Source organism: Acetobacteroides hydrogenigenes (assembly GCF_004340205.1).
Taxonomy (GTDB): domain Bacteria; phylum Bacteroidota; class Bacteroidia; order Bacteroidales; family ZOR0009; genus Acetobacteroides; species Acetobacteroides hydrogenigenes.
Genome location: NZ_SLWB01000007.1, coordinates 1 through 23733, shown reverse-complemented (window position 1 = coordinate 23733; position 23733 = coordinate 1). Strand labels below are relative to the sequence as shown.

General features: G+C 44.5%; 23 protein-coding genes. 8 read left to right on the top strand and 15 right to left on the bottom strand.

Going from position 1 to position 23733, the window contains the following annotated elements:
- Window positions 1-6: 6 nt before the first annotated feature.
- From CLV25_RS08430 to CLV25_RS08400, 7 genes are all read left to right on the top strand, one after another.
- Window positions 7-1491 carry a DUF5689 domain-containing protein gene (locus CLV25_RS08430; protein WP_131839204.1) on the top strand — a complete coding sequence of 495 codons (1485 nt, stop codon included), beginning with the start codon at window positions 7-9 and terminating at the stop codon, window positions 1489-1491.
- Window positions 1492-1558: 67 nt separating this feature from the next.
- Window positions 1559-2515 carry a DUF6359 domain-containing protein gene (locus CLV25_RS08425; RefSeq protein WP_131839203.1) on the top strand — a complete coding sequence of 319 codons (957 nt, stop codon included), beginning with the start codon at window positions 1559-1561 and terminating at the stop codon, window positions 2513-2515.
- 95 nt (window positions 2516-2610) lie between these two features.
- Window positions 2611-2853, top strand: a complete 243-nt coding sequence (locus CLV25_RS08420) for a hypothetical protein (RefSeq protein ID WP_131839202.1) — start codon at window positions 2611-2613, stop codon at window positions 2851-2853.
- An 87-nt stretch (window positions 2854-2940) separates the two neighbouring features.
- Window positions 2941-3582 carry a hypothetical protein gene (locus CLV25_RS08415; protein ID WP_131839201.1) on the top strand — a complete coding sequence of 214 codons (642 nt, stop codon included), beginning with the start codon at window positions 2941-2943 and terminating at the stop codon, window positions 3580-3582.
- A gap of 250 nt (window positions 3583-3832) precedes the next feature.
- A complete protein-coding gene (locus CLV25_RS08410) occupies window positions 3833-6592 on the top strand; it encodes a M6 family metalloprotease domain-containing protein (protein WP_131839200.1) in 2760 nt (919 codons plus the stop codon).
- A gap of 32 nt (window positions 6593-6624) precedes the next feature.
- On the top strand, window positions 6625-7650 hold the full coding sequence (locus CLV25_RS08405) for an endonuclease/exonuclease/phosphatase family protein (RefSeq protein WP_131839199.1): 1026 nt from the start codon (window positions 6625-6627) through the stop codon (window positions 7648-7650).
- Between the two features lie 2 nt (window positions 7651-7652).
- Complete coding sequence (locus tag CLV25_RS08400; protein WP_131839198.1) at window positions 7653-8291, top strand: SagB/ThcOx family dehydrogenase; 639 nt, start codon at window positions 7653-7655, stop codon at window positions 8289-8291.
- Window positions 8292-8377: 86 nt separating this feature from the next.
- On the opposite strand, the gene CLV25_RS08395 is transcribed toward CLV25_RS08400, so the two are convergent.
- From CLV25_RS08395 to CLV25_RS08325, 15 genes are all read right to left on the bottom strand, one after another.
- Window positions 8378-8824, bottom strand: coding sequence for a peroxiredoxin (locus tag CLV25_RS08395; protein WP_131839197.1), 447 nt, complete (start codon window positions 8822-8824; stop codon window positions 8378-8380).
- Window positions 8825-8947: 123 nt separating this feature from the next.
- A complete protein-coding gene (gene nuoE / locus CLV25_RS08390; RefSeq protein WP_131839196.1) occupies window positions 8948-9436 on the bottom strand; it encodes an NADH-quinone oxidoreductase subunit NuoE in 489 nt (162 codons plus the stop codon).
- Between the two features lie 15 nt (window positions 9437-9451).
- Window positions 9452-11236, bottom strand: coding sequence for an NADH-dependent [FeFe] hydrogenase, group A6 (locus CLV25_RS08385; RefSeq protein WP_131839195.1), 1785 nt, complete (start codon window positions 11234-11236; stop codon window positions 9452-9454).
- Between the two features lie 14 nt (window positions 11237-11250).
- Window positions 11251-13044 (bottom strand): NADH-quinone oxidoreductase subunit NuoF, encoded by a 1794-nt coding sequence (locus CLV25_RS08380; RefSeq protein WP_131839194.1) that lies wholly within the window; start codon window positions 13042-13044, stop codon window positions 11251-11253.
- 20 nt (window positions 13045-13064) lie between these two features.
- A complete protein-coding gene (locus CLV25_RS08375; protein WP_131839193.1) occupies window positions 13065-13457 on the bottom strand; it encodes a (2Fe-2S) ferredoxin domain-containing protein in 393 nt (130 codons plus the stop codon).
- Between the two features lie 285 nt (window positions 13458-13742).
- Window positions 13743-14285 (bottom strand): ATP-binding protein, encoded by a 543-nt coding sequence (locus tag CLV25_RS08370; RefSeq protein WP_131839192.1) that lies wholly within the window; start codon window positions 14283-14285, stop codon window positions 13743-13745.
- Between the two features lie 70 nt (window positions 14286-14355).
- Window positions 14356-15096 carry a PHP domain-containing protein gene (locus CLV25_RS08365; RefSeq protein WP_131839191.1) on the bottom strand — a complete coding sequence of 247 codons (741 nt, stop codon included), beginning with the start codon at window positions 15094-15096 and terminating at the stop codon, window positions 14356-14358.
- Between the two features lie 23 nt (window positions 15097-15119).
- A complete protein-coding gene (locus CLV25_RS08360) occupies window positions 15120-15458 on the bottom strand; it encodes a DRTGG domain-containing protein (protein ID WP_131839190.1) in 339 nt (112 codons plus the stop codon).
- Window positions 15445-16821 carry a [Fe-Fe] hydrogenase large subunit C-terminal domain-containing protein gene (locus CLV25_RS08355; RefSeq protein ID WP_131839189.1) on the bottom strand — a complete coding sequence of 459 codons (1377 nt, stop codon included), beginning with the start codon at window positions 16819-16821 and terminating at the stop codon, window positions 15445-15447. Before CLV25_RS08355 ends, CLV25_RS08360 begins: the two co-directional genes overlap by 14 nt.
- A gap of 2 nt (window positions 16822-16823) precedes the next feature.
- Entirely contained in the window at window positions 16824-17249 is a 426-nt protein-coding gene (locus CLV25_RS08350; RefSeq protein WP_131839188.1) for an ATP-binding protein, read from the bottom strand.
- A 3-nt stretch (window positions 17250-17252) separates the two neighbouring features.
- A complete protein-coding gene (locus CLV25_RS08345; RefSeq protein WP_131839187.1) occupies window positions 17253-17597 on the bottom strand; it encodes a hypothetical protein in 345 nt (114 codons plus the stop codon).
- 247 nt (window positions 17598-17844) lie between these two features.
- On the bottom strand, window positions 17845-19995 hold the full coding sequence (locus tag CLV25_RS08340; RefSeq protein ID WP_131839186.1) for a S46 family peptidase: 2151 nt from the start codon (window positions 19993-19995) through the stop codon (window positions 17845-17847).
- Window positions 19996-20298: 303 nt separating this feature from the next.
- On the bottom strand, window positions 20299-20889 hold the full coding sequence (locus tag CLV25_RS08335) for a Maf family nucleotide pyrophosphatase (RefSeq protein WP_131839185.1): 591 nt from the start codon (window positions 20887-20889) through the stop codon (window positions 20299-20301).
- A gap of 240 nt (window positions 20890-21129) precedes the next feature.
- The gene (locus CLV25_RS08330; RefSeq protein WP_131839184.1) at window positions 21130-21975 is read right to left on the bottom strand and encodes a DUF7687 domain-containing protein; all 846 of its coding nucleotides are present in this window, start codon (window positions 21973-21975) and stop codon (window positions 21130-21132) included.
- A complete protein-coding gene (locus CLV25_RS08325; RefSeq protein WP_207895607.1) occupies window positions 21962-22210 on the bottom strand; it encodes a helix-turn-helix domain-containing protein in 249 nt (82 codons plus the stop codon). The genes CLV25_RS08330 and CLV25_RS08325 overlap by 14 nt, the downstream gene beginning before the upstream one ends.
- A gap of 85 nt (window positions 22211-22295) precedes the next feature.
- On the opposite strand from CLV25_RS08325, the gene CLV25_RS08320 reads away from it, so the two are divergent.
- Window positions 22296-23174 (top strand): DNA adenine methylase, encoded by an 879-nt coding sequence (locus CLV25_RS08320; protein ID WP_131839182.1) that lies wholly within the window; start codon window positions 22296-22298, stop codon window positions 23172-23174.
- Window positions 23175-23733 lie beyond the last annotated feature (559 nt).

Sequence of the window (23733 nt, the reverse complement as noted above, 5' to 3'; positions counted from 1 at the left end):
ACAACGATGAAAAAGATAGCAAATATACTAGCCGTACTTTGCGGGCTTTTCGTAGGATTCTCGGGATGTACCCCCGAATTCGACGAGCCACCTGCCAAAACGTACACGTACGACAAGGCGGCTACGCATACCATAGCGCAGTTTAAGGCCAAGTACAACACCAACTTTGCCCAAATTACCGAAAACGTAATCCTGAAAGGGGTTGTAAACGCTACCGACGAGTCGGGCAACATCTACAAGAAGCTCTACCTGCAGGACGAAACTGGAGGCATCGAGATCTCGTTGGATGCAACCAGCCTGTACACCCACTTTAAGGTAGGCCAGGAGATCTTTATCGAATGTCAAGGCCTTTACGTAGGCAAGTACGGCGGAGTTCTTCAAATCGGATACCCCTACCTGAAAAATGGCGAAGAGGCCATTGGTAGAATGCCCCAAGCAATCGCCTTCAGCCACATATTCCGTAACGGAAATCCCGACAAGACGGTTGCCCCTATTGTTGTAAACTCCATTGGCGAGCTAACCGAAAGCATGCTCGACAAGCTGATTACCATCAATGGCATATTCTTTACCAACGGAGGCGTGGAGAAGTTTGCCTCGAAGGAGTCAACCTACCCAACCTCTCAGGAGTTCACCGATTCTAAAGGGGTAAAAGGCATTGTATACACCAGCGGATACGCCCGTTTTTCGCAGGATTTGCTACCTAAGGGACTCGGCAGCGTAACCGCCATTCTATCGGCCTACAACGGCAAGTGGCAGCTCATCATTAGAGATCGTAAGGACATTGGCACCTTCGACCCTAGCGTAACCGAGCCTCCAAAACCTCCGGTTTACGACGGAAATGCAACCCATACCATTGCCCAGCTAAAGGAGAAGTACAATAGCGATCTTGTAGAGATTACCGAGAATGTGGTAATCCGAGGCATCGTTACCAGCTCCGACCAAACCGGCAACATCTACAAGAAGATCTACATCCAGGACGAAACCGGAGCCATCTCCATCGGAATTGACGGCAAGGATCTGTACAGAACCTACAAGCCCGGACAGGAAGTTTTTGTAGAATGTAAGGGGCTGCACGTTGGCAAGTACGGTGGAGTTCTCCAAATTGGGGCAATCTACAACGGTAAAATTGGCCGTATGACCGAAGCCGCTGCTACCAGCCACATATTTACCAAGGACGCCACCCTAAAACCTGTGGCCCCTACCGTAAACGACATCCCAAGCTTAACGGCCAACATGGTAGACAAGCTGGTAACCTTTAAGAACCTAACCTTTACCAATGGCGGAGTAAACACCTACGCCAAGGATAAGGTTAACACTTCAGAAGAGCTTAAGGATGCCAACGGAAACTCAATTATAGCGTACACTAGCGGATACGCCACCTTTGCCAGCACCACTCTACCAACAGGCCCCGTAACCATTACGGCAATCCTGTCGCAGTACAACGGCACTTGGCAATTACTCATCATCGATACCAAAGATGTTGTAAAATAAAGCTAACTTTAAGCCCGCCATTACGGCGGGCCATAAATAGTTATTTAACCCACTTAAAAACAAAAAAATGAAGACAAAACTATTTGCACTTGGCCTTTGCGCCGTGGTTGCCTTCGCTTCTTGCTCGAAGGATGATGACAAAGAGCAAGCAAAACTTAAAGGTGCCCTTACGTTATCTGAAAGCTTTACTGCAAAGCAAGGAACATCTGCTGAGAAAAACGGATGGACAATTCAAAAGGTTACTGGCGACTTAAACTGGACAATCAACCTATCAGAACAGGGAACATACGCACAAGCTACTGCCTATAAAGCTACAGCTGGAAGCTATGAAACATGGTTGGTTTCTCCTGCCCTTAACGTTAGAGATGCTAAAGAGAAAAAAGTAAACTTTGATCTTATGTACACTTACTTCAATGCAAGTTCAACGCTTGAAGTTTATGTAATGACAGACTCGATCGTTACCAAGAGCACAAGTACAAAGGTAGATCTTAAGATTCCTGTAGGAACCGACACCCGATACGGATGGTACAATCAAACTATTGATTTAACCCCATACGTTGATAAAGGATATGTTTACATTGGTTTCAAGTATACCGGTACCGATGTTGCCAACAGCACCTACTGCGTAGACAACTTCAAGTATAACGCTACCTACAAGAAAGGTGAGCTAGTAACGACTCCTTTAGATGTAACTGAAATCACCAGCGGAGTTATTGACAGCTCTCTTGTTTGGGTAAAAGGTTATGTTGTTGGAGTAGCTGTTTCAAGCCCATCATACGCTCTAGTAACAAGCGGATTTACAAGCGCACATGGTACCAATATCGTTCTTGCACCTACCGCTAATGAAACTGACATCAACAAGTGTATTCCAGTAGCACTACCTACCGGACCAGTTCGTACCGAGATTAACCTATTCAACGGAACTGCTGTACCTGCTGTAGGAAGCCAAATTTCGGTAAGAGGTACTTTTGTTAAGTACTTTAGCAAACCTGGAATCAAGAACGTTGCAGAGTATAAGAAGTAACGAGAAAAATAATCCCTTTAAAAGCCGCCCCACTCCGGGGCGGCTTTTTTTTGCGCCATATAGGCCCCACTCCGACAGCCCCACAGGGCAAGCCAATGCGCATACGCCAAACCAACAACCTCCAACGCCAAGCTGGAGGCAAGAACACCCAAACTCACCATCACAAGCGCCAAACAGACAGCAATAAACGTCAAACTAGAGATAAAGAATACCAAACTGGAATCGTAAAACGCCAAACTGACAGGCTTAAACACCAAACTGGCGGTACAGAGCGCCAAACTGACAGCCGCCAGAGCCAAACCGACGAAAAGCACCACCAAATGGCGAAAAAGAAATAGCTTGTCTTTAAAACATTTGGCAGAATGTATTTTACATATTGCATTTATTTTTATTTTTACCGTTAATTAACTATTTAAACTTAACCTATGAAACAAAGTAACACGTTAGCAGACCAACTTGGTCGATCTCGTAACACCGTTACCGTGATTACCTGCAACCCTGAAATTCGTGAGGAGCTAAAAAAGTTTGGCTACACCGACGAACGCCTAGATCTAGGCATGACAATGCTCACCGCCGTAGAATCGTTCTTCGAAAAGCAAAAGAAGGAACAGGCCGAAGCGTATGCCGCTACAAAAGCCTACCAGGAAAAGAAAGCTTACGTAGAAGATTTTTATCGTAAAGACATTAAGCTGCTTCGTATTCCGGCAAGAAGCAATCCTGAACTAAGCAAGCTGCTTCCCGCCTTCGTAGAAACCGACAATCTTAACGAGCTGTTAAAAACCGGATTGGTTGTATACCAAAACTTGGTAAACAACCCTAACCTTGCAGCTTCGCTCCTGCAAATTGGCCGTAAACCCGCAGATTTTACACAAAAGATCGAGGACATGAAGGAGCTAACTACGCTCTACAACCAGCACGACAAGGAATTTGCAGAATCGGTTACGGCTACCGACATCCGCAATAAAGAATTTGAAGAGCTGCAGGCCTACTGCAAAGACCTCCGCACCGTTGCCAAGATTGCACTGGAAAACAAGCCCGCCCTTAAACGGCTGGTCGACGAGCTGTAGCCGCACAACGCATACAGGAAAGGAGGGCCGGACGCCCTCCTTTTTTCGTACCACCCGGCATCGTACAAAAATTTGCAGCAGCCCCAAAAATTCTTGCATACGCCCCTCTCCCCTACAAATATTATTGCTACTTTAGCGTCCTTTCTCCTTTAAAAAGCTTAAAAAAATAGTAAGGGGTACACAACACAGAACGGCTACTGGCAGCCGCTTCAACAAAAAAGGTTAACGCTCAAAAAAAGACGAATTAGTAATGCTAAAAAGACTGGCTAGAGGTGCAGCATCCCTAATCATGCTCGCCATTGCAACCACAACGGTACTTGCACAAAACGAAAATCAGCGGTACGCGGTAAAAGACCACGGAATACCCGCCTACCCCGACCCCATTCGGTTCGAGCAGCCCGACGGCAAAACGGTAACGCTTACCCTAAAGGGCGACGGTGCCCTCCACTGGGCCGAAACCGAAGACGGCTACAAGCTGGTAAAAAACTCCAAAGGCTTCTTTTGCTACGGTGTTGCCGATGCCAGCAAGGGCATGGTTCCCTCTAGCGTAGCGGCCACCGACATTGCCGCACGTAGCACCTCCGAAAAAGCATTCGTAAGCAGCCTAAGCCGTACCATCCAGTACAGCCCAAGCCTGATACAGCAGCGCCAAATGGCGCCCAAGGGCTTCCTAAAGAGCAGCAGCGCTCCCCAAAAAGCATTTCCAACATCAGGAAGCCGAAAGCTAATAGCCATTCTGGTAAACTTCTCCGATGTAGGCATGCGAAGAAGCAAGGATGAATTCAACAACCTATTCAACCAAAAGGGGTACGCAACCAACGGGTCAACAGGCAGCGTTGCCGACTTCTTTGCCGACAACTCGTTTGGCAAGATGGCGCTTACGGTTGATGTTGTAGGCCCCTACACCGTATCCAACCCCATGTCGTACTACGGTGGCAACAACAGCAACGACCAGGACTCGAACCCCGACGAGATGGTTGCAGAAGCCGTTGCCTTGGCCAATGCCGATGTCGACTTCTCGCAGTACGATAACGATAAGGATGGGGTTGTTGATGGCGTTTACGTCCTATTTGCTGGCTACGGAGAAGAAGCTGGTGCGCCCGCCGATGCCATCTGGTCGCATGCCTGGGAAGTTTACCCTGCGGTAACCTATGATGGAGTAAGAATATCCTCCTACTCCTGCTCGCCCGAACTTATGAACAATGCCCAAAGCAACCCCAACGCCATCATTACCCCAATTGGCGTTATCTGCCACGAGTTTTCGCACGTATGTGGCCTACCCGACTACTACGATACCGATTACGAGAAGTCTAATGGTCAGGCGCCCGCACTCGGCAAGTTCGACCCCATGTCGTCGGGTAGCTGGAATAACTACGGCAAAACCCCTCCATTCCACAACAGCTACTCAAGGGCCATGGTCGGCTGGGGTACGCTCAAGGGGTTTGAGCAAAAAAAGAGCAACACCCTGCTCCCCCACCATAGCTCGAGCATAGGCTACAAGGTTTCCAACAAAACCGACGAGTACTACATCTTCGAAAACCGACAAAAGACAAAGTGGGATGCCTACATCCCCGGACATGGCATGGTGGTATACCACGTAACCTACGACGCAAATCGGTGGTACCAAAACACCATTAACAACGACCCGACTAAGGAGTACTTCCAGCTAGTTGATGCCGGAACCGAACAGAATAAGGCATCGTCGCCATTCCCTGGCACGTTGGGCAAGAATTCGTTTACAACCTACACCACGCCATCCTTCAAAAACTGGGATGGAACAGGGTTAAACATGCCACTGCTAAACATTACCGAAACAGCTGAAGGAAACATCACGCTCGATGCAAAAACGGTGCAGTACGTTACCTTTAACGTAAAAGAAGGAACGCTTGCCCTAGCCGATGCTCAGATTAGCATCAACGGTAAAACCTACAGCACAAACGCGAATGGAAGCGTTCAGGTAGAGGTTTCGCTTCTTGGAAGCAGGGATTACGTGGTGTCGAAAGTTGGATACACCAACAGCACTGGCACCATCGGCACCGATGATGACACCACCATAGACGTAAGCTTACTAGGAAATGGCGATCCTAAGTATATTAAATTGATGAATGGCGCTGATCCGATATCGAACGTAAAGGTTACCCTCTACGGCAACACGCTTACCTCCGATGCTAACGGAAACGTTCAAATTCCGCGAGCATCAACAGCTACAATCCAGCCAACCGTTGAGTTTAGCGCCAACAACAAATTCAGCCACAGCATAACGCTAAGCACTACAGAGAACACAACGATTGTCAACTACCAAAAAATTGTAGTAAGTAAAAAAAGCCGTATTGGGGAAATTACCACAGCTAGCATAGATGCCAACATTTATGCAAATGTAGCCTTAACCAACACCAACGAAACCTCGTTCTACATTCCTATGGCTAAGCAGCAGATTGTCTACTACTCCGCTACGCTTAATGGGAATGCTACATTTAGCGGAACCTTAGGACAGTCAACCGCCTCTGCTGATACCATAAAGCTTTGGTATAACGTATACAATGTTTACACCGCTCAAGGATCTAATATGATTCCAGGGATAGTGGTTAACGGATCAAATGGAGAGAAGTACACCTCCAACGGACAAGGCCTATTCACCGTTTACATCCCAATAAAAACAGAAGGCATTACGTTCACGGTAAGTTCTGATAAGTACCATTCGACAAGTAAGTACCTTAACAACCTTACAAGCACCAACAGTAAGCTAGCTTTAGAATTGGTAAGCCGGATAGAAGACGAGCAATTCTCTATCGCCCCTAATCCGACTACCTCATCTCGCTTTTTTGTGTACAGTAAGGCAGAAAATGCAACCGTATTTATCTACAACTTTAAGGGAGCACTGATTCATAGCCAGGATATATCAACAGGAATGAATCAGATACAAAATAGAGCCATCACCAAAGGCTTTTACATTGCCAAAATAAAAACCAAGGAGGGAGCTGAGGAAACAAAGAAAGTCATAATTCTCTAGCCTCAAAACCTTATATAAAATAGCATACAACCATGAGAAAGCTACTAATAGGCCTTATTGCACTACTGCTGGTCTACACATCAACGGCACAAGAGAAAAAGTTTGCCGTTTACGGAGTTGCCTTTTACAACCTCGAAAACCTTTTCGACACCAAGAAGGATTCAATTATTAACGACGAGGAGTACACCTCGGAAGGAGCTAACGCTTGGGACGAGAACAAGTACAAGAATAAGCTCAACAACATGGCCTACGTCCTCAACCAGCTAGGAGGGAAATACCTACCTCAAGGACCAGCCGTTATAGGTGTTTCCGAAGTCGAGAATAGAGGGGTATTGGAAGACCTAGTTAAAACCAACGAATTCGCCCAACGTGGATACGGGATCGTACACTACGACTCTCCAGACTTCCGAGGTATAGACGTGGCGCTACTCTACAACCCAAAGCTATTCACCGTCGAATCTAGCAAAGCAATCCCCTTTAAGGTTACCGATAACCCTAACTTTAAAACTCGCGACCAGTTGCTGGTAACAGGATACCTTGCCGGAGAAAAGATCCATGTAATCGTAGCCCACTGGCCATCGCGTCGCGGTGGAAAACAAAGCGACTACCGCGAACGTGCAGCCGCCCTCGGCAAAACCATCATCGACTCGCTCTACAAGGTCGATCCTAACTCCAAGGTATTCTACATGGGCGACCTCAACGACGATCCGTTTGATAAGAGCGTATCCAAGGTTATTGGTGCTAAACGAAACCAAGCAGATGTAGAAAAAGGGGGTATGTTCAACCCTTTTTGGAACATTCTCGATAGCGGCGTAGGCTCACTAGCCTACAATGGCTCATGGAATCTATTCGACCAGATAATGGTATCGAACAACCTAGTAGGAACCGACAGAACCAACCTAAAATTCTGGAAAGCAGAAGTCTTTAACAAAGACTTTCTTATCAACCAAGACGGTCAATTCAAAGGATATCCTAAGCGAACCTTTTCGAAGGGTATCTGGTTAAATGGATATAGCGATCACCTTCCAACCATCGTTTACCTACTAAAACAGCAGTAAGTATGAAGCAGATCTTTAAAGCACTTGTTATTGTAGGATTAGTATCATTCTGCAGTACAGCATCAGCACAACAAGGGAATATTAGCCTACCGCAACCCACAACAAGCGGAGGTATGCCCCTAATGGACGCTTTAAAGAATAGGGAAACTACTCGAAGCTTTAAGCAAGATGAGCTACCGTTGCAAGTGCTTTCAAACTTACTGTGGGCAGCCAACGGTATTAACCGTCCAAACGGCAAGCATACAGCGCCAAGCTCTATGAACTATCAGGAAATAGACATTTTTGTTGCTCTAAAAAGCGGAATATACAAGTACGACATCAAAGGTAACAATCTTACCCTGGTTGTTCAGGGCGACCACAGATTAGAAACCGGGAAGCAAAGCTTTGTTGGCGAAGCACCTGTCAACCTAATTTACGTTGCCGACTTTTCTAGAGTTCCCAAAGGCGGAACACCAGAGCAGATAAACGCATCGTATGCCAACTGCGGATTTATTGCGCAGAACGTTTACCTATTCTGTGCTTCCGAGAATCTTGGCTGTGTAGTTCGGGGCTACTTCGATTCTAAAGTCCTTTCTAATGTAATGAATTTGCAGCAACAGCAAAAAGTAATCCTTACCCAAACGGTAGGATACAAAAAATAGCACTAAAAAAGTAGAGGGTATCCCAAAAAAGAGAGGGTACCCTCTCTTTTTACCCATTTACGAGCATTCCATCCCAAAGAGTAGAATCATCCCCGAATTGTTGCAATGGCCTCTTTAACATGGCTACTTGCAGAGAATGCAGAGTTAAAAATTTTCCTTATTACACCCTCTTTGTCTACAACAAAAGTTACCCGCCCTGGAAGTAATCCAAACAGCATTGAAGGAACCTGTAGCAGCTCCCTTACGGCCGCCTTTTCATCAGATAACAACCTATATGGCAAGCTGTACGACTTCTTAAACCTCTTATGCACCTCTCTACTATCAGAGCTTACGCCAAATACCTCAAAGTTGTTTTCAACAAAATCATAGTAAGCATCTCGAAAGGCACAGGCCTCGCGTATACATATGGGAAGACTATCCTGAGGGTAGAAAAAGAGCACAAAATTTTTCTTTCCAATAAGAGAAAGAGACGAAAACGCCTTTCCGTCCTGATCAAGGAGCGTAAATTCTGGTATTTTATCACCTACCTTCATAACAGCGAGTGTTTTTTGATTCTCACAGTAAAAACAATCTGAAACGCCTTTTGTTGTGCTCCAAAACCAGCACAAAAAAAGGAGCCCGAAAGGGCTCCTTATATAAGCAGTAAACAGCTATTCCTATCGGTTTTCGTACTCTGCAAGGATTTCGCGAACACCCTCGGGCGAAACACGACCATATACCTTCTCTCCAATTGTTACAACAGGTGCTAAACCACATGCACCAACGCAACGAAGGCAGCTTAGTGAAAACTTACCATCGGGGGTAGTTTCTCCTACCGGAATATTAAGAGCACGCTTAAATTCATCTAGCACCTTCTCTGCTCCACGTACGTAGCAAGCAGTACCGGTACAAATTGAGATTGGGTACTTCCCCTTTGGAATCATATTGAAGAACGAGTAGAAGGTAACCACTCCGTATACTTTTGCAACCGAGATGTTAAGCTCAGTAGCAATTACCTCCTGAACTTCGGCAGGCAGATATCCAAATTCTTCTTGGCATTTATGAAGAACGTTGATTAATTCGCCTTCATCGTTACGAAAGTTCTTACAAATTGACTTAATCTTATCGAGTTGGCTTTGCTTAAGCTCTAACTTTATATGTGACATGGTTTGGTATCCTCCCTATTCGTTTGTGATGATAATCTCGCTTTGGCTCTTATCGAAGTAGTGAGTATGGAGCAGGTGGTGAGCCTTCTCGCTCATTGGATGTCCCAAGAACTCGTTATAAAGAGCTGTGATATATGGATTCTCGTGAGACTTACGGATTGGCTTATTGGCATCTTCACGATAAATAGCCATTGTACGAGCGGTTAGTACGCTTGCATCGCCATGGTGCAAAGGCTGACCACCACCACCAATACATCCACCTGGACATGCCATTACCTCAATGGCGTGGTACTGCTCCTCGCCGCTACGAATCCTATCGAGCAACTTACGAGCATTCCCTAAACCATGAGCAATACCAATTCTGATAGGTGTACCATTAAAGTCAACAGTAGCAGAGCGAATACCATCCATACCGCGCAGCTGATGGAAATCAACCTTCTCAAGAGTTTTCTTGGTAAACACTTCGTATGCAGTACGAGTAGCAGCTTCTATTACACCTCCGGTTGCTCCGAAGATTACAGCAGCACCCGTAGATTCGCCAAGTGGGTGATCGAAATCTTCATCAGGTAGATCGTTAAAGTTGATATTTGCCTCCTTAATCAGGTGAGCAAGTTCACGAGTAGAAAGAGCATAATCAACATCAGGATTGCCATTAACCGAAAATTCTTCGCGTTGACATTCGTACTTCTTAGCCAAGCAAGGCATAATCGATACTACAACTAAATCTTCGCGTTTAACGCCAATTTTATTTGCAAAGTATGTCTTTGCAATAGCGCCAAACATCTGCTGTGGCGAACGAGCAGTTGAAGGTACATTTAGCATATCGGGATAGTTAGTTTCGAAGAAATTAACCCAACCTGGACAGCAAGAAGTAAGGATAGGAAGCTTAACATTCTTATCGCCTTCCATGAACTTAGAAATACGCCCTAGCAACTCAGTACCCTCCTCCATAATGGTAAGGTCGGCAGCAAAGTCGGTATCAAATACGTAGTCAAAACCTAAGCGACGAAGCGCAGCCGCTAGTTTACCTGTAACGAGGGTTCCAGCCTCCATACCAAACTCTTCGCCCAACGCAGCGCGTACTGCTGGAGCCGTTTGTACGATTACCGTTTTCTTAGGGTTAGCCAACTCTCGAACAACCTTTGGAGTGTGATCTACCTCAGTAAGTGCACCGGTAGGACATACAGCCACACACTGTCCGCAATAGGTACAAGGCGACTTTTGCAGATCCTGCTCAAATGCAGGAGCAACAACCGACATAAATCCACGGTTAATAGCGCCAAGCGCACCAACGGTTTGGAAATCGTTACACATGGTTTCGCAACGGCGGCACATAATGCACTTATCCATATCGCGAATAATGGATGGAGAGAAGTCCACCTTGTAAGTCGACATTTCTGCAAACTCCTGTCCAGGGATTTGACGAACGCCTAGGCGGACAGCCATATCCTGAAGATCGCACCTTCCTGATTTTGGACAAGTGAGGCAATCCTTTGGGTGATCCGAAAGAATGAGTTCAAGTACAGTTTTGCGAGCGTTTAGCACTCTCATGGTATTGGTCTTAACAACCATACCGTTCAGACATTCGGTGCTGCACGAAGGAGCAAGGTTTTTACGTCCCTCTACCTCAACAACACAAATACGGCAGCCTGCTGGCTTATTTTCAATGTTCAGATGTTCCAAGTTCATGTAGCAGAGAACAGGAATATCGATGCCAATTTTCTTTGCAGCCTTGTAGATAGTAGTTCCTTTTTCTACTTCAATCTGGCAGTTATCTATTGTTAGCTTAATAGTTTCCATCTTTAATTCCTCAACTATTTTATGCTGATAGCATTAAACTTACATTTCTCTATACAAGCACCACACTTGATACAAATAGCAGGATTAATTACATGTGGCTGCTTACGTTCGCCTGCAATTGCATTAACAGGACAATTACGAGCACAAGCGGTACATCCAACGCAGGCGTCTGGATCGATAACGTAGGTCATCAGAGCCTTACATTGTCCTGCTGTACACTTCTTCTCGTTAACGTGATCGAGATATTCGTTGTAGAAATTGTCGAGCGTTGAAAGAACTGGGTTTGGCGAAGTTTGTCCAAGCCCGCAAAGAGCAGTGTCCTTAATTACATGAGATAGGTTGCGTAAACGATCGAGATCCTCTAGCGTACCATTTCCTTTGGTTATTCTATCTAAGAGTTCGTGTAGGCGCTTATTTCCAATGCGGCAAGGAGCGCACTTTCCGCACGATTCCTCAACGGTAAATTCAAGAAAAAACTTAGCCACAGAAACCATACAATCGTCTTCATCCATTACAATCATACCGCCCGAGCCCATCATAGAGCCAGCAGCAATAAGGTTGTCAAAGTCGATTGGAGTATCGAGGTGCTTTTCTGTCAAGCAACCACCTGATGGTCCACCAGTTTGAACAGCCTTAAACGTCTTGCCATTCTTGATACCACCTCCAATTTCGAAGATGACCTCACGAAGGGTGGTTCCCATAGGAACTTCAATAAGTCCTACGTTATTGATTTTGCCTGCAAGAGCGAATACCTTAGTTCCCTTAGACTTCTCGGTTCCGATGCTTGCAAACCACTCTGCACCTTTTAGAAGAATTACAGGAACGCTAGCAAGAGTCTCTACGTTGTTTACGTTGGTAGGCATTGCCTTATAACCAGATTCTGCGGGGAATGGAGGCTTAACGGTTGGCTCACCACGAAGCCCTTCCATGGAGTGAATCAAAGCAGTCTCCTCACCACAAACAAACGCACCTGCTCCGTAACGTAGTTCGATATCGAAGCTAAAGCCTGTTCCCATAATATCATCGCCCAACAAGCCGTACTCGCGAGCCTGATCAATAGCAACCTTAAGACGATGGATTGCCAATGGATACTCAGCACGAATGTAAACCAAGCCCTTAGTAGCACCTATCGAGTATCCGCAAAGAGCCATAGCCTCAATTACGGAGTGAGGGTCACCCTCCAGAATCGAACGGTCCATAAACGCACCAGGGTCACCCTCATCGGCGTTACAAACCACATATTTTTGGTCAGCCTTGTTCTTGGAGGCAAAATCCCACTTCAATCCAGTTGGAAAACCACCGCCTCCACGACCACGAAGACCTGATTTCTTAATTTCATCGATAACATCCTGAGGCTTCATTTCAGTCAACGCCTTACCTAAAGCCAAGTAGCCATCGCGAGCAATATACTCATCAACATTTTCAGGATTGATAAATCCGCAGTTGCGAAGTGCAATACGAATTTGCTTCTTGTAGAACTCCATGTGCTTGGAGTCCGATATATGATCCTGACTAGTAGGATCGAGATACAAAAGGCGCATAACCTTACGCCCTTTAATGATATGCTCGTTTACTATTTCCACTACATCTTCAGGCTTTACCTGAACGTAGAATGTATTATCGGGCATTATCTTAACAATTGGTCCCTTTTCACAGAAACCAAAGCAGCCGGTCATAATAACCTGAACCTCATTCTCGAGTTCTTTTGCTGCAAGCTCCTTTTTTAAGTTTGCAACAATTGCATCACTTTCTGAAGCTCTACATCCGGTACCACCGCATACTAGGATATGCATTTTATACTTAGACATTCCGAATCCTCCTTTATGTACTACTTAATAGACTGATAGTTTACAGGAATAATACCATCAACGAGTTCTCCATTTCGGATGTACTTCTCGATGATTTCATCAACCTTTTTCTTATCAACATAGCCAAATACAACGGGCTCTTCGCCGGGACGCTTTACCTCGATAGTTGGTTCAGCATAGCAGTAGCCCATACATCCGGTTTGAGTGACTACCGCCGAGATTCCGCGCTTGTCAAACTCTTCAATTAAGTATTCCATAACGGTTTTCGCGCCAGAGGCAATGCCACAGGTTGCCATTGCAACCTTTACCTGAACGTGGTCTTCTACCGTTTCGGCCTTTTCCCTAAGGTTTACCTTGGCCTCAAGGTTGGCTTTCATCTGCTTCAGATCTGCCAATGATTTAACTTTAGTCATAGTTTACATTCGTTTTCCAGTCGTAATTCATCCAATTGCTGCCAAATATATGTGAAATTGTTAACAGGTACGATTATATTGTTAATCTTTTTTTGCAATTAGCGTAGTTGTTATTTAGATTAAATCAAATCTGTATTGCAAAACATTTCACTACGATCTTACAACCTTTTGAGATATTCCTATTTATAATATTATGCTTTTCCAATAATATGATTACAGTTTGTTACATTATGATCTACACAAATCTTCCAGCAATAAACTTCTCATTGTATTAACAAACATATCCTATCCCCGAATTTCATGCAGGTTTTCTGCAATCATCGCCTTTAAAAAATTTGCAATTGATGGCTCATTAATTGGAGTATCACCCAAAATCTCTTTCACATCTATGGTGCTAAAAGTGTAATCTTCCCCATTAGAAATATGGGTGTAAATAAAATCGACACTAGGATTCCCAGACGATAGCATAGAAATAACCCCTGGCAAGTCGCCCCAAGGCGGAGTGTCAATATTGTCCATCTTAAATGTTGCTACAATCGTAGTACCAACGCCAACCTCCGAGACTATACGAAGATCTCCCCCTCCTTGAACTGCGCTCTGCTTAAAAAGAGGTATTCCTAAGCCAACCTTTCGGGTTGTTCGAGAAGTTACAAATGGATCTTCAACCTGCTTAACCATACTTGGAGACATACCACAACCATTATCTTTAATAGTGATTGAGATGAGATTCTTTAAATGATCCTCTTCTATAAGTATTTCAACCAATGTAGCCTGTGCCCGAGTTGAATTTTGGGCTATATCTAAAATATGAAGCGATAAGTCTTTCATTCAATATTGCTATTTTCTTGTTGGCCCATAAAATGTTCTCCAAACTTGCAACACCACTGGTTCTTCAACCTTATGGAATGAATACATGACGTCCATTTTCATTATGTAGAGCCTGCAGAATCTCTTCGAACGTCAAATCCTCTACTATAAAGTAGGTTGATACCGCACCTATTTCATCAATATAGTGGGAGTCGGAACTTTGAATTAGCGTATTGCCCCTAAGAAACGGTTGCTGCGCATAAAATTCTGAAGGTGTGGTATGCCTTGATATTTCTAGGGCGTCATACTTTAAATCGGGCGGAATAAATCCAAGCTGAGATATTACGCTAAACTTGCTTCTATTTACGTGAGCAGGAATAAACAATCCTCCTAAGTTATGCACCTCTTGCTCTATATCATCAATAGAAGCATCTATTCCCGATATTAATAGGTATGGAAGTTCTTCCTGAATTTCCTCCTGCTCGTCGACCACTACCTGATAGCCAAATATTTCAGGTATAAGCGGAATATGGGGTAAACGTTCTTCAACGTATTCCTGAAATAGAGCAAGCCTTTCTTCGTCAGGAAAAAAAGCAAGACAATGAGCCTCTTCTCTCGAAGTTACCTCGGCTCCCATTAGTACAAAAATTCCTTCTTTATGGGCCAGCTTACGTATAAGAGGAGCATGCTTTGTACAGTTATGATCGGCAATACCAATGATGTTGAGCCCGACCTCTTTCGCTTTTGCAACGATGTTTGTTGGGCTCATCTCCAAATCGCCACAGGGCGATATCACGGTATGAATATGCAAATCTCCTTTATACTCGACCATTAAAAGGCTTTATAAGAAGAATCCTATCTTTCCTTCAGCAGCTCATACAATTGTCCAATAATCGTAAATGCATCAGAATTGGTGCTAAGTATAGGAATGCGCTCCTCGTTGCTATGCGCAACAGTATCGGCATCGGGCTCTAGCCCTTTTACCAAAACAACTGCCGAAAGATCTTTAAGACTAGCAACAGCCATTATATTCTTATGCGTTTGGAGCGTTATCCAGATATTACCGGTTTGTGCATTCCCCATAACATCGCTCAGCAAATCGGATGCATAGCCACCGTTTACTTCATTTTCTAGGCCTTGAGCCCCCGAGCAAACCTTGAGGTTAAGCATCTCTACAATCTCAGTTATCTTCATTCTTTTTTCCGCGTTTTGTACAATCCTTATCAAATCTATCTTTACCCCAAATCTTCTCGATCATTCTAAGAGCATGCTTGCTATCGAGCAACCTCTGATTTTCGAGCTTCTTTTGGAGGAATATGCAGTTGGTTATTACTGAACGCCCTTGGACAACATCCTCGGCATGTGCCTGGCAGGTAGGTGCACCACAAACAGAGCAGTCTATACCCGGTAGGAAGCACATCAACCTCCTTACCTTTTCCATTTTTGCTATAGCTTTGCTGACATCAACATCGTAGCGAAGGCTTGTTCGTGGGCGAATCTCCTCGGTAAATGCATTACCCTTGAGCATCTCGTGGTAGCTATCGATATCAAAGTTTAGCGAGTTTACATCTACGTTGCGGGCTCGCTTTTGCATACGTTCGACTACAAGGAATCGGTTTGCAGGCGCTAGTATACCTCCAGCGCAGCTTTGATCGCACATTCTCAGCTCCAAGAAATCCACATTTTCAATCTCATCGTTCTCGAGCTTCTCCAGAAAATCAATTACGTTCTTCATGCCATCAATGGAGAGGGAACGTCCTTTTATGCTGGCCGCTTCGCCACCTGTTAGGGCCCAAAGCGTTTGTGCTCCGTTGAGGTTCGATTTACGATCGGGAGGGATATTCTTTACACCACCTGTAGACTTAATTACCTTCATTACCCTATTGTAGATAAAATCGAGGTTTATAAAACCGTTAATTCCCGAATTATCTACAGCAACAGGAGAAACAATTGCTACAATCTTAGCCGCACAAGGAGTTATGTAGAAAATGCCCACATCGCTATCGTCAATGCCCATATCGCGATATTTTTGGCGAATGTACATGGCCGAAAAGTCGAGCGGAGCTTTTATAGGCATGATGTTAGGGGTTAGCCCAGGGAAGTTTACCTGAATAAGGCGTACAACAGCCGGACAAAACGACGATATTACCGGATGCTCCACGGTTCTATCGGCAACCCGTTCGTTAACTAGCTCTGTAAGAAGCCGAGCACCTTCCTCCCCTTCGCAGACATCGGTAAAACCAAGCCCTTTTAGCACCGCAAACACATGTTCTGGTTCTATGCCATCCTTAAACTGACCTAGAACAATTGAGGGAATAAGCGCAATGCGATGCTTATACTTAAAGATCTTATCGAAATCGTCGTGATAGTTTATTATGGCGCTAACAGGGCAAACGCGATAGCACTCGCCACAGTCGACACATCTATCAGGATAAAGATGCGATTTGCCATCACGGATACGCAACGCTTCGGTGGGGCAAACCCTCACGCAATGCGAGCATCCGATGCAAACATCTTCCAATATTTTCAGGGCATGAAAAAATTGTGGTGTGCTCATTATTACTCCTGTTGCGGTTTTAGATTAATTGTGATTTCAAGCGTAGTTCCAACTCCTATGTTGGTTTTAATGTCGAAATTGTCAGCATTAGAATCGATATTGGGAAGCCCCATCCCTGCCCCAAATCCCATTTCGCGAACCTGAGGCGATGCGGTAGAGTATCCTCGCTGCATGGCCAACGGAATATCGGGAATACCTGGTCCTTCGTCCTCCAACGTCATCCGAATCTTTTCGGCATCGATGTTTACCGTTATCGTCCCCCGGTAGGCATGAGCCACAATATTAACTTCGGCTTCGTATAAAGCTACCACTACGCGCTTTATAACACCTTGGTCGACATTAAGCTGCTTAAGCACCTTTTTAACCTGGCTGGACGCCCAACCGGCACGTGCAAAATCGCCTCCTTCTACGTTATAGTCGAGCTTCATAGCTTAGAACACAGGCTGTAAACCAGCATTGAACAACAAACCCGCCGTTTTATACATCGAGAACTTTGTTCGGAGCAAGATAACGCCCAAATCCCTTCCCAAATTAACGATATCCTCGCCAATTTGCTTGTCGCGCACAAATAGTACAACAGGAATATCAGACATTTCGGCCGTTCTGACGGCCTGCAAGTTGGCTAGACCTGTAATTAGCATAACATCGTTGGTTGACAGCGTAAGCACATCGCTCATTAAATCGGAAGCAAAGCCCTGATGTATGGCCAAGTCCAGCTTATCTTCACCACATAGCACTTCGGCCTCAACAAGATTTGCTACTTCGGATATCTTCATATACTACAGTTTAAGGCTATTCGGCATTTACATTCAAGCGAAATGTAGCTTAAATAAACCCTATTAACAATATTTACAAAAACAATCTTTGTAATTTATACTCCTTCTAAGCAAAGCAGAAAACTAACGCCTAATGGAATGACACTACCAATTTGACAGCCTATACCTTTCGCTGGGTATAGCATCAATAAAAAAGGGTGCCAAATCTACTTGACACCCTTTTCTAAAAGCTATTCTTTACAGCGGACTACTCCACAATTTCCATCTCGTCGATTAAACGCTTTGCGCCGGCAAGCTTGTCGACCACAAAGAGCGCATAACGGATATCGAGGGTGATGTTACGGCACTGCTCGGGATCGTACATGATGTCGCTCATGGTTCCCTCCCAGCAGCGGTCGAAGTTTACTCCTATAAGATTACCTTCTGCATCGAGCACGGGGCTACCCGAGTTGCCGCCGGTTGTATGGTTGCTAGCGGTAAAGGCAACTGGAATGGTTCCGTTAACGGCGTACCTGCCGTAGTCCTTCTTAGCATAAAGATCGCGCAGCTTTGCAGGAATGTCGTAATCGTAGATGTTTGGGTTATCCTTTTGCATGATACCCTCGATAGTCGATTGGTACTCGTACCTAACGGCATCGAGCGGCTTATAGCCCTCAACTTTACCGTACGAAATCCTAAGGGTAGAGTTGGCATCGGGATAGAACATCCTTTGTGGCTGGTATTCCATCTGCCCCTTCATGTAGGTGCGGAGAAGCAGGTTTTGTTCGTCGCGAAGCTTATTAAGAGGAGCATCAACAGCATCCTTGTACATATCGCGAACCGACATTACCAGAGCATATAATGGATCTGTCTCGACTTTACCATACTGACTGGCCGAGTAGCTCTTTACAAAGGCATCGAAACGATCCTTGCTGGTAAATATAGAGGCTGCGTATACCTTTGAGGCCATTGCATCAAAGCCCTTATACTTTGCCTTAAGGCTTTTCACCTGTGCTGGAATAAACTTAGAGGGCACGTTGGCATCAAACTCATCCATCATGGCAACAAAGGTCTTTTGGTCGATAGGCATATAGTAGTCCTTAAAGTAAGGGGCTGCTATCTTTTTCAGCTTATCGATCTGGTTGCTGATTTTTGCAGCATCGGGGGTCTTTGCCTTAGAGTAAACAACGAGCGAATCGAATGCGGAGGCAAATCGTACGGCTTCTACGGCAAGCAATGCCTCGGTTTGGAAGTCCTTAGCAACGGTTAGCTGCTTCGAAGCCTCGTTGTTGGCGTTAAGCTTTTCGATAACCGAGGCGTAATCGGCATTTCCAATGCTCTTAGCCCAGCTGGTAAAGGCAGCTTCAAACTCTTTCTTCCTATCAACAGCCTTTAGGCGAACAAGCCCTTTAAGCTCGCCCTGCCACTTCTTCCAAGCGTTGGCAATACCTGCGTTCTTTGCGGCATACATAATACGTACAGCCTGATTCTTGGCCATTTCGGCATTCTGAATATCTAGACGCTTGGTGCGAAGGCGTATCTTGTTTGGATTGCTGACTTCGGTGATCAATTCGACAGAGGAAGCGGGAAGATACTCCTGCGTTCTTCCGGGGTAACCGTAAACAAGGGTAAAATCGTTCTCCTTAACTCCCTTAAGCGAGATCTTTAGGCTGCGCTTGGGGGTGTAGGGAACGTTGTTGGGCGAGTAGTCGGCCGGACGGTTGTTCTTGTCGGCATAGATACGGAACATGGAGAAGTCGCCAGTGTGGCGGGGCCACATCCAGTTATCGGTATCGCCGCCAAACTTACCTATTGATGATGGCGGAGCACCTACAAGGCGAACATCCTTATACTCTTCGTATACGAAAAGGATGTACTGGTTGCCGTAGAACATGGCCTCGACCGATGCAAGGTAGCTGTTGCCCTTCTTTGCCTCGGCTACAATAGCCTTACTGTTCTTTTTGATAAGATCCTGACGATCTTTCTCGGCCATCTGCTCGTTTACGCCCTTTAAAGCCTCCGTGGTAACGTCCTGCATACGAACTAAGATCTTAACAGAGAGTCCGGGGTTAGGAAGTTCCTGCTCTTGGGTGTAAGCCCAAAAGCCATCCTTAAGGTAATCGTGCTCTACGCTACTATGCTTTTGGATGTTGTCGAAGCCACAGTGGTGGTTGGTGATTACCAGACCGTTCTTCGAGATGATCTCGCCTGTACAGCCACGTCCAAAGATTACGACGGCCTCCTTAAGGGAGGTTTGGTTCTCGTTATAGATGTCCTGAGCCGACAGCTTAAACCCTTTGGCCTGCATGGCCTTTAGGTTGTACTTTTCGGCAAAAATGGGGAGCCACATACCCTCGTCGGCACGCGCCTTACCGCCTAGTGCTGCCAGTAGCAGCAGGCTTATCGCCAGCTTTTTCATATTGTTGGTTTTAGTTAATTGCATTCGAATACTGATTTGACTGATTAAAGGGATTTACACGATTTAAAATAGTTAGACAACCAATTCACAAAAAAATTGCAGGATAACCCACCCCTAACCCCTCCCAAGGAGGGGATAAAGAGCCTTGATGATGAAAAGCACTCTTTCTTTAGCACCAGATTGCTCTGCTATTTTTTACAACAAAGAATACTAAATAATTCATCCCTTATCTTGTGTCTTGATACTTATATCTTGTGTCTATCTCCGTGCCCTCTGTACCACAGTGCCTCAGTGCTGAATCGGCTACTCCAGCCTCTTTAGCTCCTGGTAAACCCTATGGATGGGGAATCCCATGACGGTAAAGAAGGAGCCCTCTATTCTTGATATGCCAACGTAGCCTATCCACTCCTGAATGCCGTAGGCGCCGGCCTTGTCGTAGGGCTTGTAGTGGCGCAGGTAGAAGTCGATCTCCTCGTCCGATAGCTCGTCGAAAAAGACATCGCACTCGTCGGAGAAGGATAGCTTTTGCGATACCGTGCGAATGCATACGGCCGTAATCACCTTGTGCATACGGCCCGAGAGCTTGCGTAGCATACGAAAGGCATCGTCGTAGTCGGCGGGCTTGCCCATTACCTCGCCATCGGCAACCACTACGGTGTCGGAGGTTATGAGCACATCGTTGCCCTTTAGGGCTACGGGATAGGCATCGGCCTTAAGGTTGGAAAGGAACTCGGCCACCTCCTCGGCGGCTAAGGTTTCGGGGTAGATCTCCTCCACCTCGAAGCTGTCGGCAAGGGTAAACTCGAAGCCGGCATCCCTTAGCAGCTGACGCCTACGGGGTGACTTCGACGCCAGTATAAGGTGAAACCTATCGGCTATTGCATTCTTCTGCATTACATCCTGTTTTACACGTTAGAGCCTGCAAACAGGGTAGCGCTTCTACCCTATTCGTGCGGCGGCTCAAAAATAGGGAAAATAGATGGAGTGGGTAATGTTGTGGAACAAAGTATAGGGAATTTGATATGTATAATGAAGAAGCAACCCTCAAATTGGGTTGCTTCCTCAAATAATCGATACGATTTTAAGCTATGAAAAAGGCTGACCTTCTAAATTATTTATAATTCAACCAATCTCTTATTCTAACCACTCGTTAACTAACACAGGAATCCTATCTATTATCTCTCTACCAAACAATACTTCTGTAACCAGTCCCATATGCATGGAGTCTATAAGCCTACATAAATAAGAACGCCCACAAGTCCACCACGTATAATAATCATCAATAATCAAATAGTGTTTGATATCTCTATTCAAAATTGTCCGTGCTTCCCAAAGTTCCCAACCATCTAGTTGAGTTTCATAAACGCCATCTGCAACTCTACTCCCGAAAGTAGTTGTGTAGTAATACTCTTTTATTTCCCAAATAGCCTTTGGGTCTTTAATGCTTGGAAATGCTCCATCTACTCTTCTAGAAAGCGTTCTAATCGGGAATCCATCTATTGTAATGGAGGTTAATTCTCTTGGATCATAATTACATACAGAATTTTCTTTATTAGATTCGATCAGCATATTCACTAAACCTGTCAGAAAAGCATAATCTTTCTTTTCACCTTTTTGTTTATTCATGGGTAACGGACATGAAGGATTCAACTCTTGTCTCTTCGTATCGAAAAGTAGCTTAGCTTGAGTTTTATCCATTAAGTTGGGCTTAACTTGAGCTGTTAAAGCGCCACCCCTATAGGTCATATATTCTTGGAGAAGAATGCCAAATTCAGTCAGCATATCATTGCAAACTAATTTTTCAGGATTTAAACCCTCTCCATTAAAGACTTCTACTATTTGTTCCTTAGTAGGAACTACAAAATCAGAATCTGGATTCGTTTTTGTTTGCCTTACGGTATAGCCTAATTTTTGATTAAGGAGCTTAACATTTGCCCAAAACTCTAAGTCAAGTCCTTTGAATTTGTTATTTGGCAGCATCTAGTCTTTTTTGATATTCTTTTATAAATTCAAGCAATGAAGTCCCCATACATTCCACAATCATCTTCAATTCCACAAGATCTATTCTCCGCTCACCACTTTCTACCTTACTTATAAATGACTGCGGTACATTTAATTTATTTGCCAGCTGTGATTGAAGAAGATTATTACCAACTCGCAAGCTATAGAGCGTTTCAAGTAGTATTTTATATTCTTTGCTATGGATAGTTTTCATCATCATGCCAAATTATCCCTCAACACATAATAACCCAAATTAGGATATCAACGCATTCATCCTTATATTTGAAAAAACATTTATCATGCAGCTATCTTTAGACTCAAAGTTTGCCACATATACACCTCCCAAGTCACAACTTTTAAAGTGGGTCGGTAACAAGCAAAAGTTTGCAGGAGAAATCTCTCGCTGTTTCCCATCTAAATTTGGTACTTTTTACGAACCATTTTTAGGCAGTGGAGCTGTAATGGCTACTGTAGCTCCTAATGTGGGCGTTGGCTCAGACATTTTCGCTCCCTTAATTCAAATATGGCAGAAGTTAAAGGAAAATCCAAAAGAACTTGTTGACTGGTATGCTGAAAGGAGAAATCGGATAGAAAGTGAAAGTAAAGAAGAGGTTTACGAAAGCATAAAGGCTTCGTTTAATAGGAATCATAATGGCGCTGATTTTTTATACTTGACTCGATCATGCTACGGTGGAATTATCCGATTCCGCAAAGCAGACGGATATATGAGTACACCTTGTGGTGTGCATATACCAATCCCTATTGAGACATTTCGAAAAAGAGTAAACGAATGGAAGGGGAGAATGAAGAATGTTACTTTCTTAAATGTAGACTATAAGGAAATATTTGAGGCCGCAAAACCCGGTGATTTAATTTACTGCGACCCTCCTTACAGCCATAGCCAAAGCATTTTGTATGGTGCTCAAGAATTTAAACTTATTGAGTTGTTTGAGGCAATAGACATTGCGAAGTCTAAAGGAGTAAAAGTTGCTTTAAGTATAGACGGCAATAAAAAGTCAGGCTCTTATTTGTGCGAATTACCTATTCCTAAAGGTCTTTTTGAGGAAGAACTCTACATTTCAGTTGGTCGCTCAATGCTTCGTAGATTTCAAATGGAAGGACAAACATTAGAAGATGAACATGTTTCAGATAGATTGCTCTTAAATTACACCCTTTAAATGCATATAATAATTAATATTTGAACTAATAATTACCTACAAATCTAACTTCAGTAGCAAACAAATGAAAATATGTTCAGCAGTGAAAAAGTAAATAGATAAAATATCTCACAATATCATTTTTACCACATCTAAGGCTCATTCTGCTCCAGAAAAGGTTCTTTTTAGCATAGAAACGGTCGTTTCCAGCGTAGAAATAATTGTTTCTACGCTAGAAACGGTTGTTTCCTGAGCAAAAACGGATGTTTCTACGCTAGAAACGGTCGTTTCCTGAGCAGAAATGGTTGTTTCCTGAGCAAAAACGGATGTTTCTACGCTAGAAACGATTGTTTCCTGAGCAGAAATGGTTATTTCCAGCGTAGAAATAGCCGTTTTTAGCGTAAAAAGGGGTAAGATTTATATTACCATGGGAGTATTCACGGAACTGTGTCTACCATATTTTCTCGGAAGCAGGAATTACACCTGCCTTTTAGGTTAGGCCTCTTATCGGAGCAAGGGTGGCGAGGGAACGGAGCCACTTGTATACCCTTGCTCCGATAAGAGGCCTAGCCTTCCTTTG

Excerpts from the sequence above, each read along its gene's own strand:
- CLV25_RS08430 (WP_131839204.1), top strand. The coding sequence starts at position 7 with ATGAAAAAGATAGCAAATATACTAGCCGTACTTTGCGGGCTTTTCGTA.
- CLV25_RS08425 (WP_131839203.1), top strand. The coding sequence starts at position 1,559 with ATGAAGACAAAACTATTTGCACTTGGCCTTTGCGCCGTGGTTGCCTTC.
- CLV25_RS08420 (WP_131839202.1), top strand. The coding sequence starts at position 2,611 with ATGCGCATACGCCAAACCAACAACCTCCAACGCCAAGCTGGAGGCAAG.
- CLV25_RS08415 (WP_131839201.1), top strand. The coding sequence starts at position 2,941 with ATGAAACAAAGTAACACGTTAGCAGACCAACTTGGTCGATCTCGTAAC.
- CLV25_RS08410 (WP_131839200.1), top strand. The coding sequence starts at position 3,833 with ATGCTAAAAAGACTGGCTAGAGGTGCAGCATCCCTAATCATGCTCGCC.
- CLV25_RS08405 (WP_131839199.1), top strand. The coding sequence starts at position 6,625 with ATGAGAAAGCTACTAATAGGCCTTATTGCACTACTGCTGGTCTACACA.
- CLV25_RS08400 (WP_131839198.1), top strand. The coding sequence starts at position 7,653 with ATGAAGCAGATCTTTAAAGCACTTGTTATTGTAGGATTAGTATCATTC.
- CLV25_RS08395 (WP_131839197.1), bottom strand. The coding sequence starts at position 8,824 with ATGAAGGTAGGTGATAAAATACCAGAATTTACGCTCCTTGATCAGGAC.
- nuoE (WP_131839196.1), bottom strand. The coding sequence starts at position 9,436 with ATGTCACATATAAAGTTAGAGCTTAAGCAAAGCCAACTCGATAAGATT.
- CLV25_RS08385 (WP_131839195.1), bottom strand. The coding sequence starts at position 11,236 with ATGGAAACTATTAAGCTAACAATAGATAACTGCCAGATTGAAGTAGAA.
- CLV25_RS08380 (WP_131839194.1), bottom strand. The coding sequence starts at position 13,044 with ATGTCTAAGTATAAAATGCATATCCTAGTATGCGGTGGTACCGGATGT.
- CLV25_RS08375 (WP_131839193.1), bottom strand. The coding sequence starts at position 13,457 with ATGACTAAAGTTAAATCATTGGCAGATCTGAAGCAGATGAAAGCCAAC.
- CLV25_RS08370 (WP_131839192.1), bottom strand. The coding sequence starts at position 14,285 with ATGAAAGACTTATCGCTTCATATTTTAGATATAGCCCAAAATTCAACT.
- CLV25_RS08365 (WP_131839191.1), bottom strand. The coding sequence starts at position 15,096 with ATGGTCGAGTATAAAGGAGATTTGCATATTCATACCGTGATATCGCCC.
- CLV25_RS08360 (WP_131839190.1), bottom strand. The coding sequence starts at position 15,458 with ATGAAGATAACTGAGATTGTAGAGATGCTTAACCTCAAGGTTTGCTCG.
- CLV25_RS08355 (WP_131839189.1), bottom strand. The coding sequence starts at position 16,821 with ATGAGCACACCACAATTTTTTCATGCCCTGAAAATATTGGAAGATGTT.
- CLV25_RS08350 (WP_131839188.1), bottom strand. The coding sequence starts at position 17,249 with ATGAAGCTCGACTATAACGTAGAAGGAGGCGATTTTGCACGTGCCGGT.
- CLV25_RS08345 (WP_131839187.1), bottom strand. The coding sequence starts at position 17,597 with ATGAAGATATCCGAAGTAGCAAATCTTGTTGAGGCCGAAGTGCTATGT.
- CLV25_RS08340 (WP_131839186.1), bottom strand. The coding sequence starts at position 19,995 with ATGAAAAAGCTGGCGATAAGCCTGCTGCTACTGGCAGCACTAGGCGGT.
- CLV25_RS08335 (WP_131839185.1), bottom strand. The coding sequence starts at position 20,889 with ATGCAGAAGAATGCAATAGCCGATAGGTTTCACCTTATACTGGCGTCG.
- CLV25_RS08330 (WP_131839184.1), bottom strand. The coding sequence starts at position 21,975 with ATGCTGCCAAATAACAAATTCAAAGGACTTGACTTAGAGTTTTGGGCA.
- CLV25_RS08325 (WP_207895607.1), bottom strand. The coding sequence starts at position 22,210 with ATGAAAACTATCCATAGCAAAGAATATAAAATACTACTTGAAACGCTC.
- CLV25_RS08320 (WP_131839182.1), top strand. The coding sequence starts at position 22,296 with ATGCAGCTATCTTTAGACTCAAAGTTTGCCACATATACACCTCCCAAG.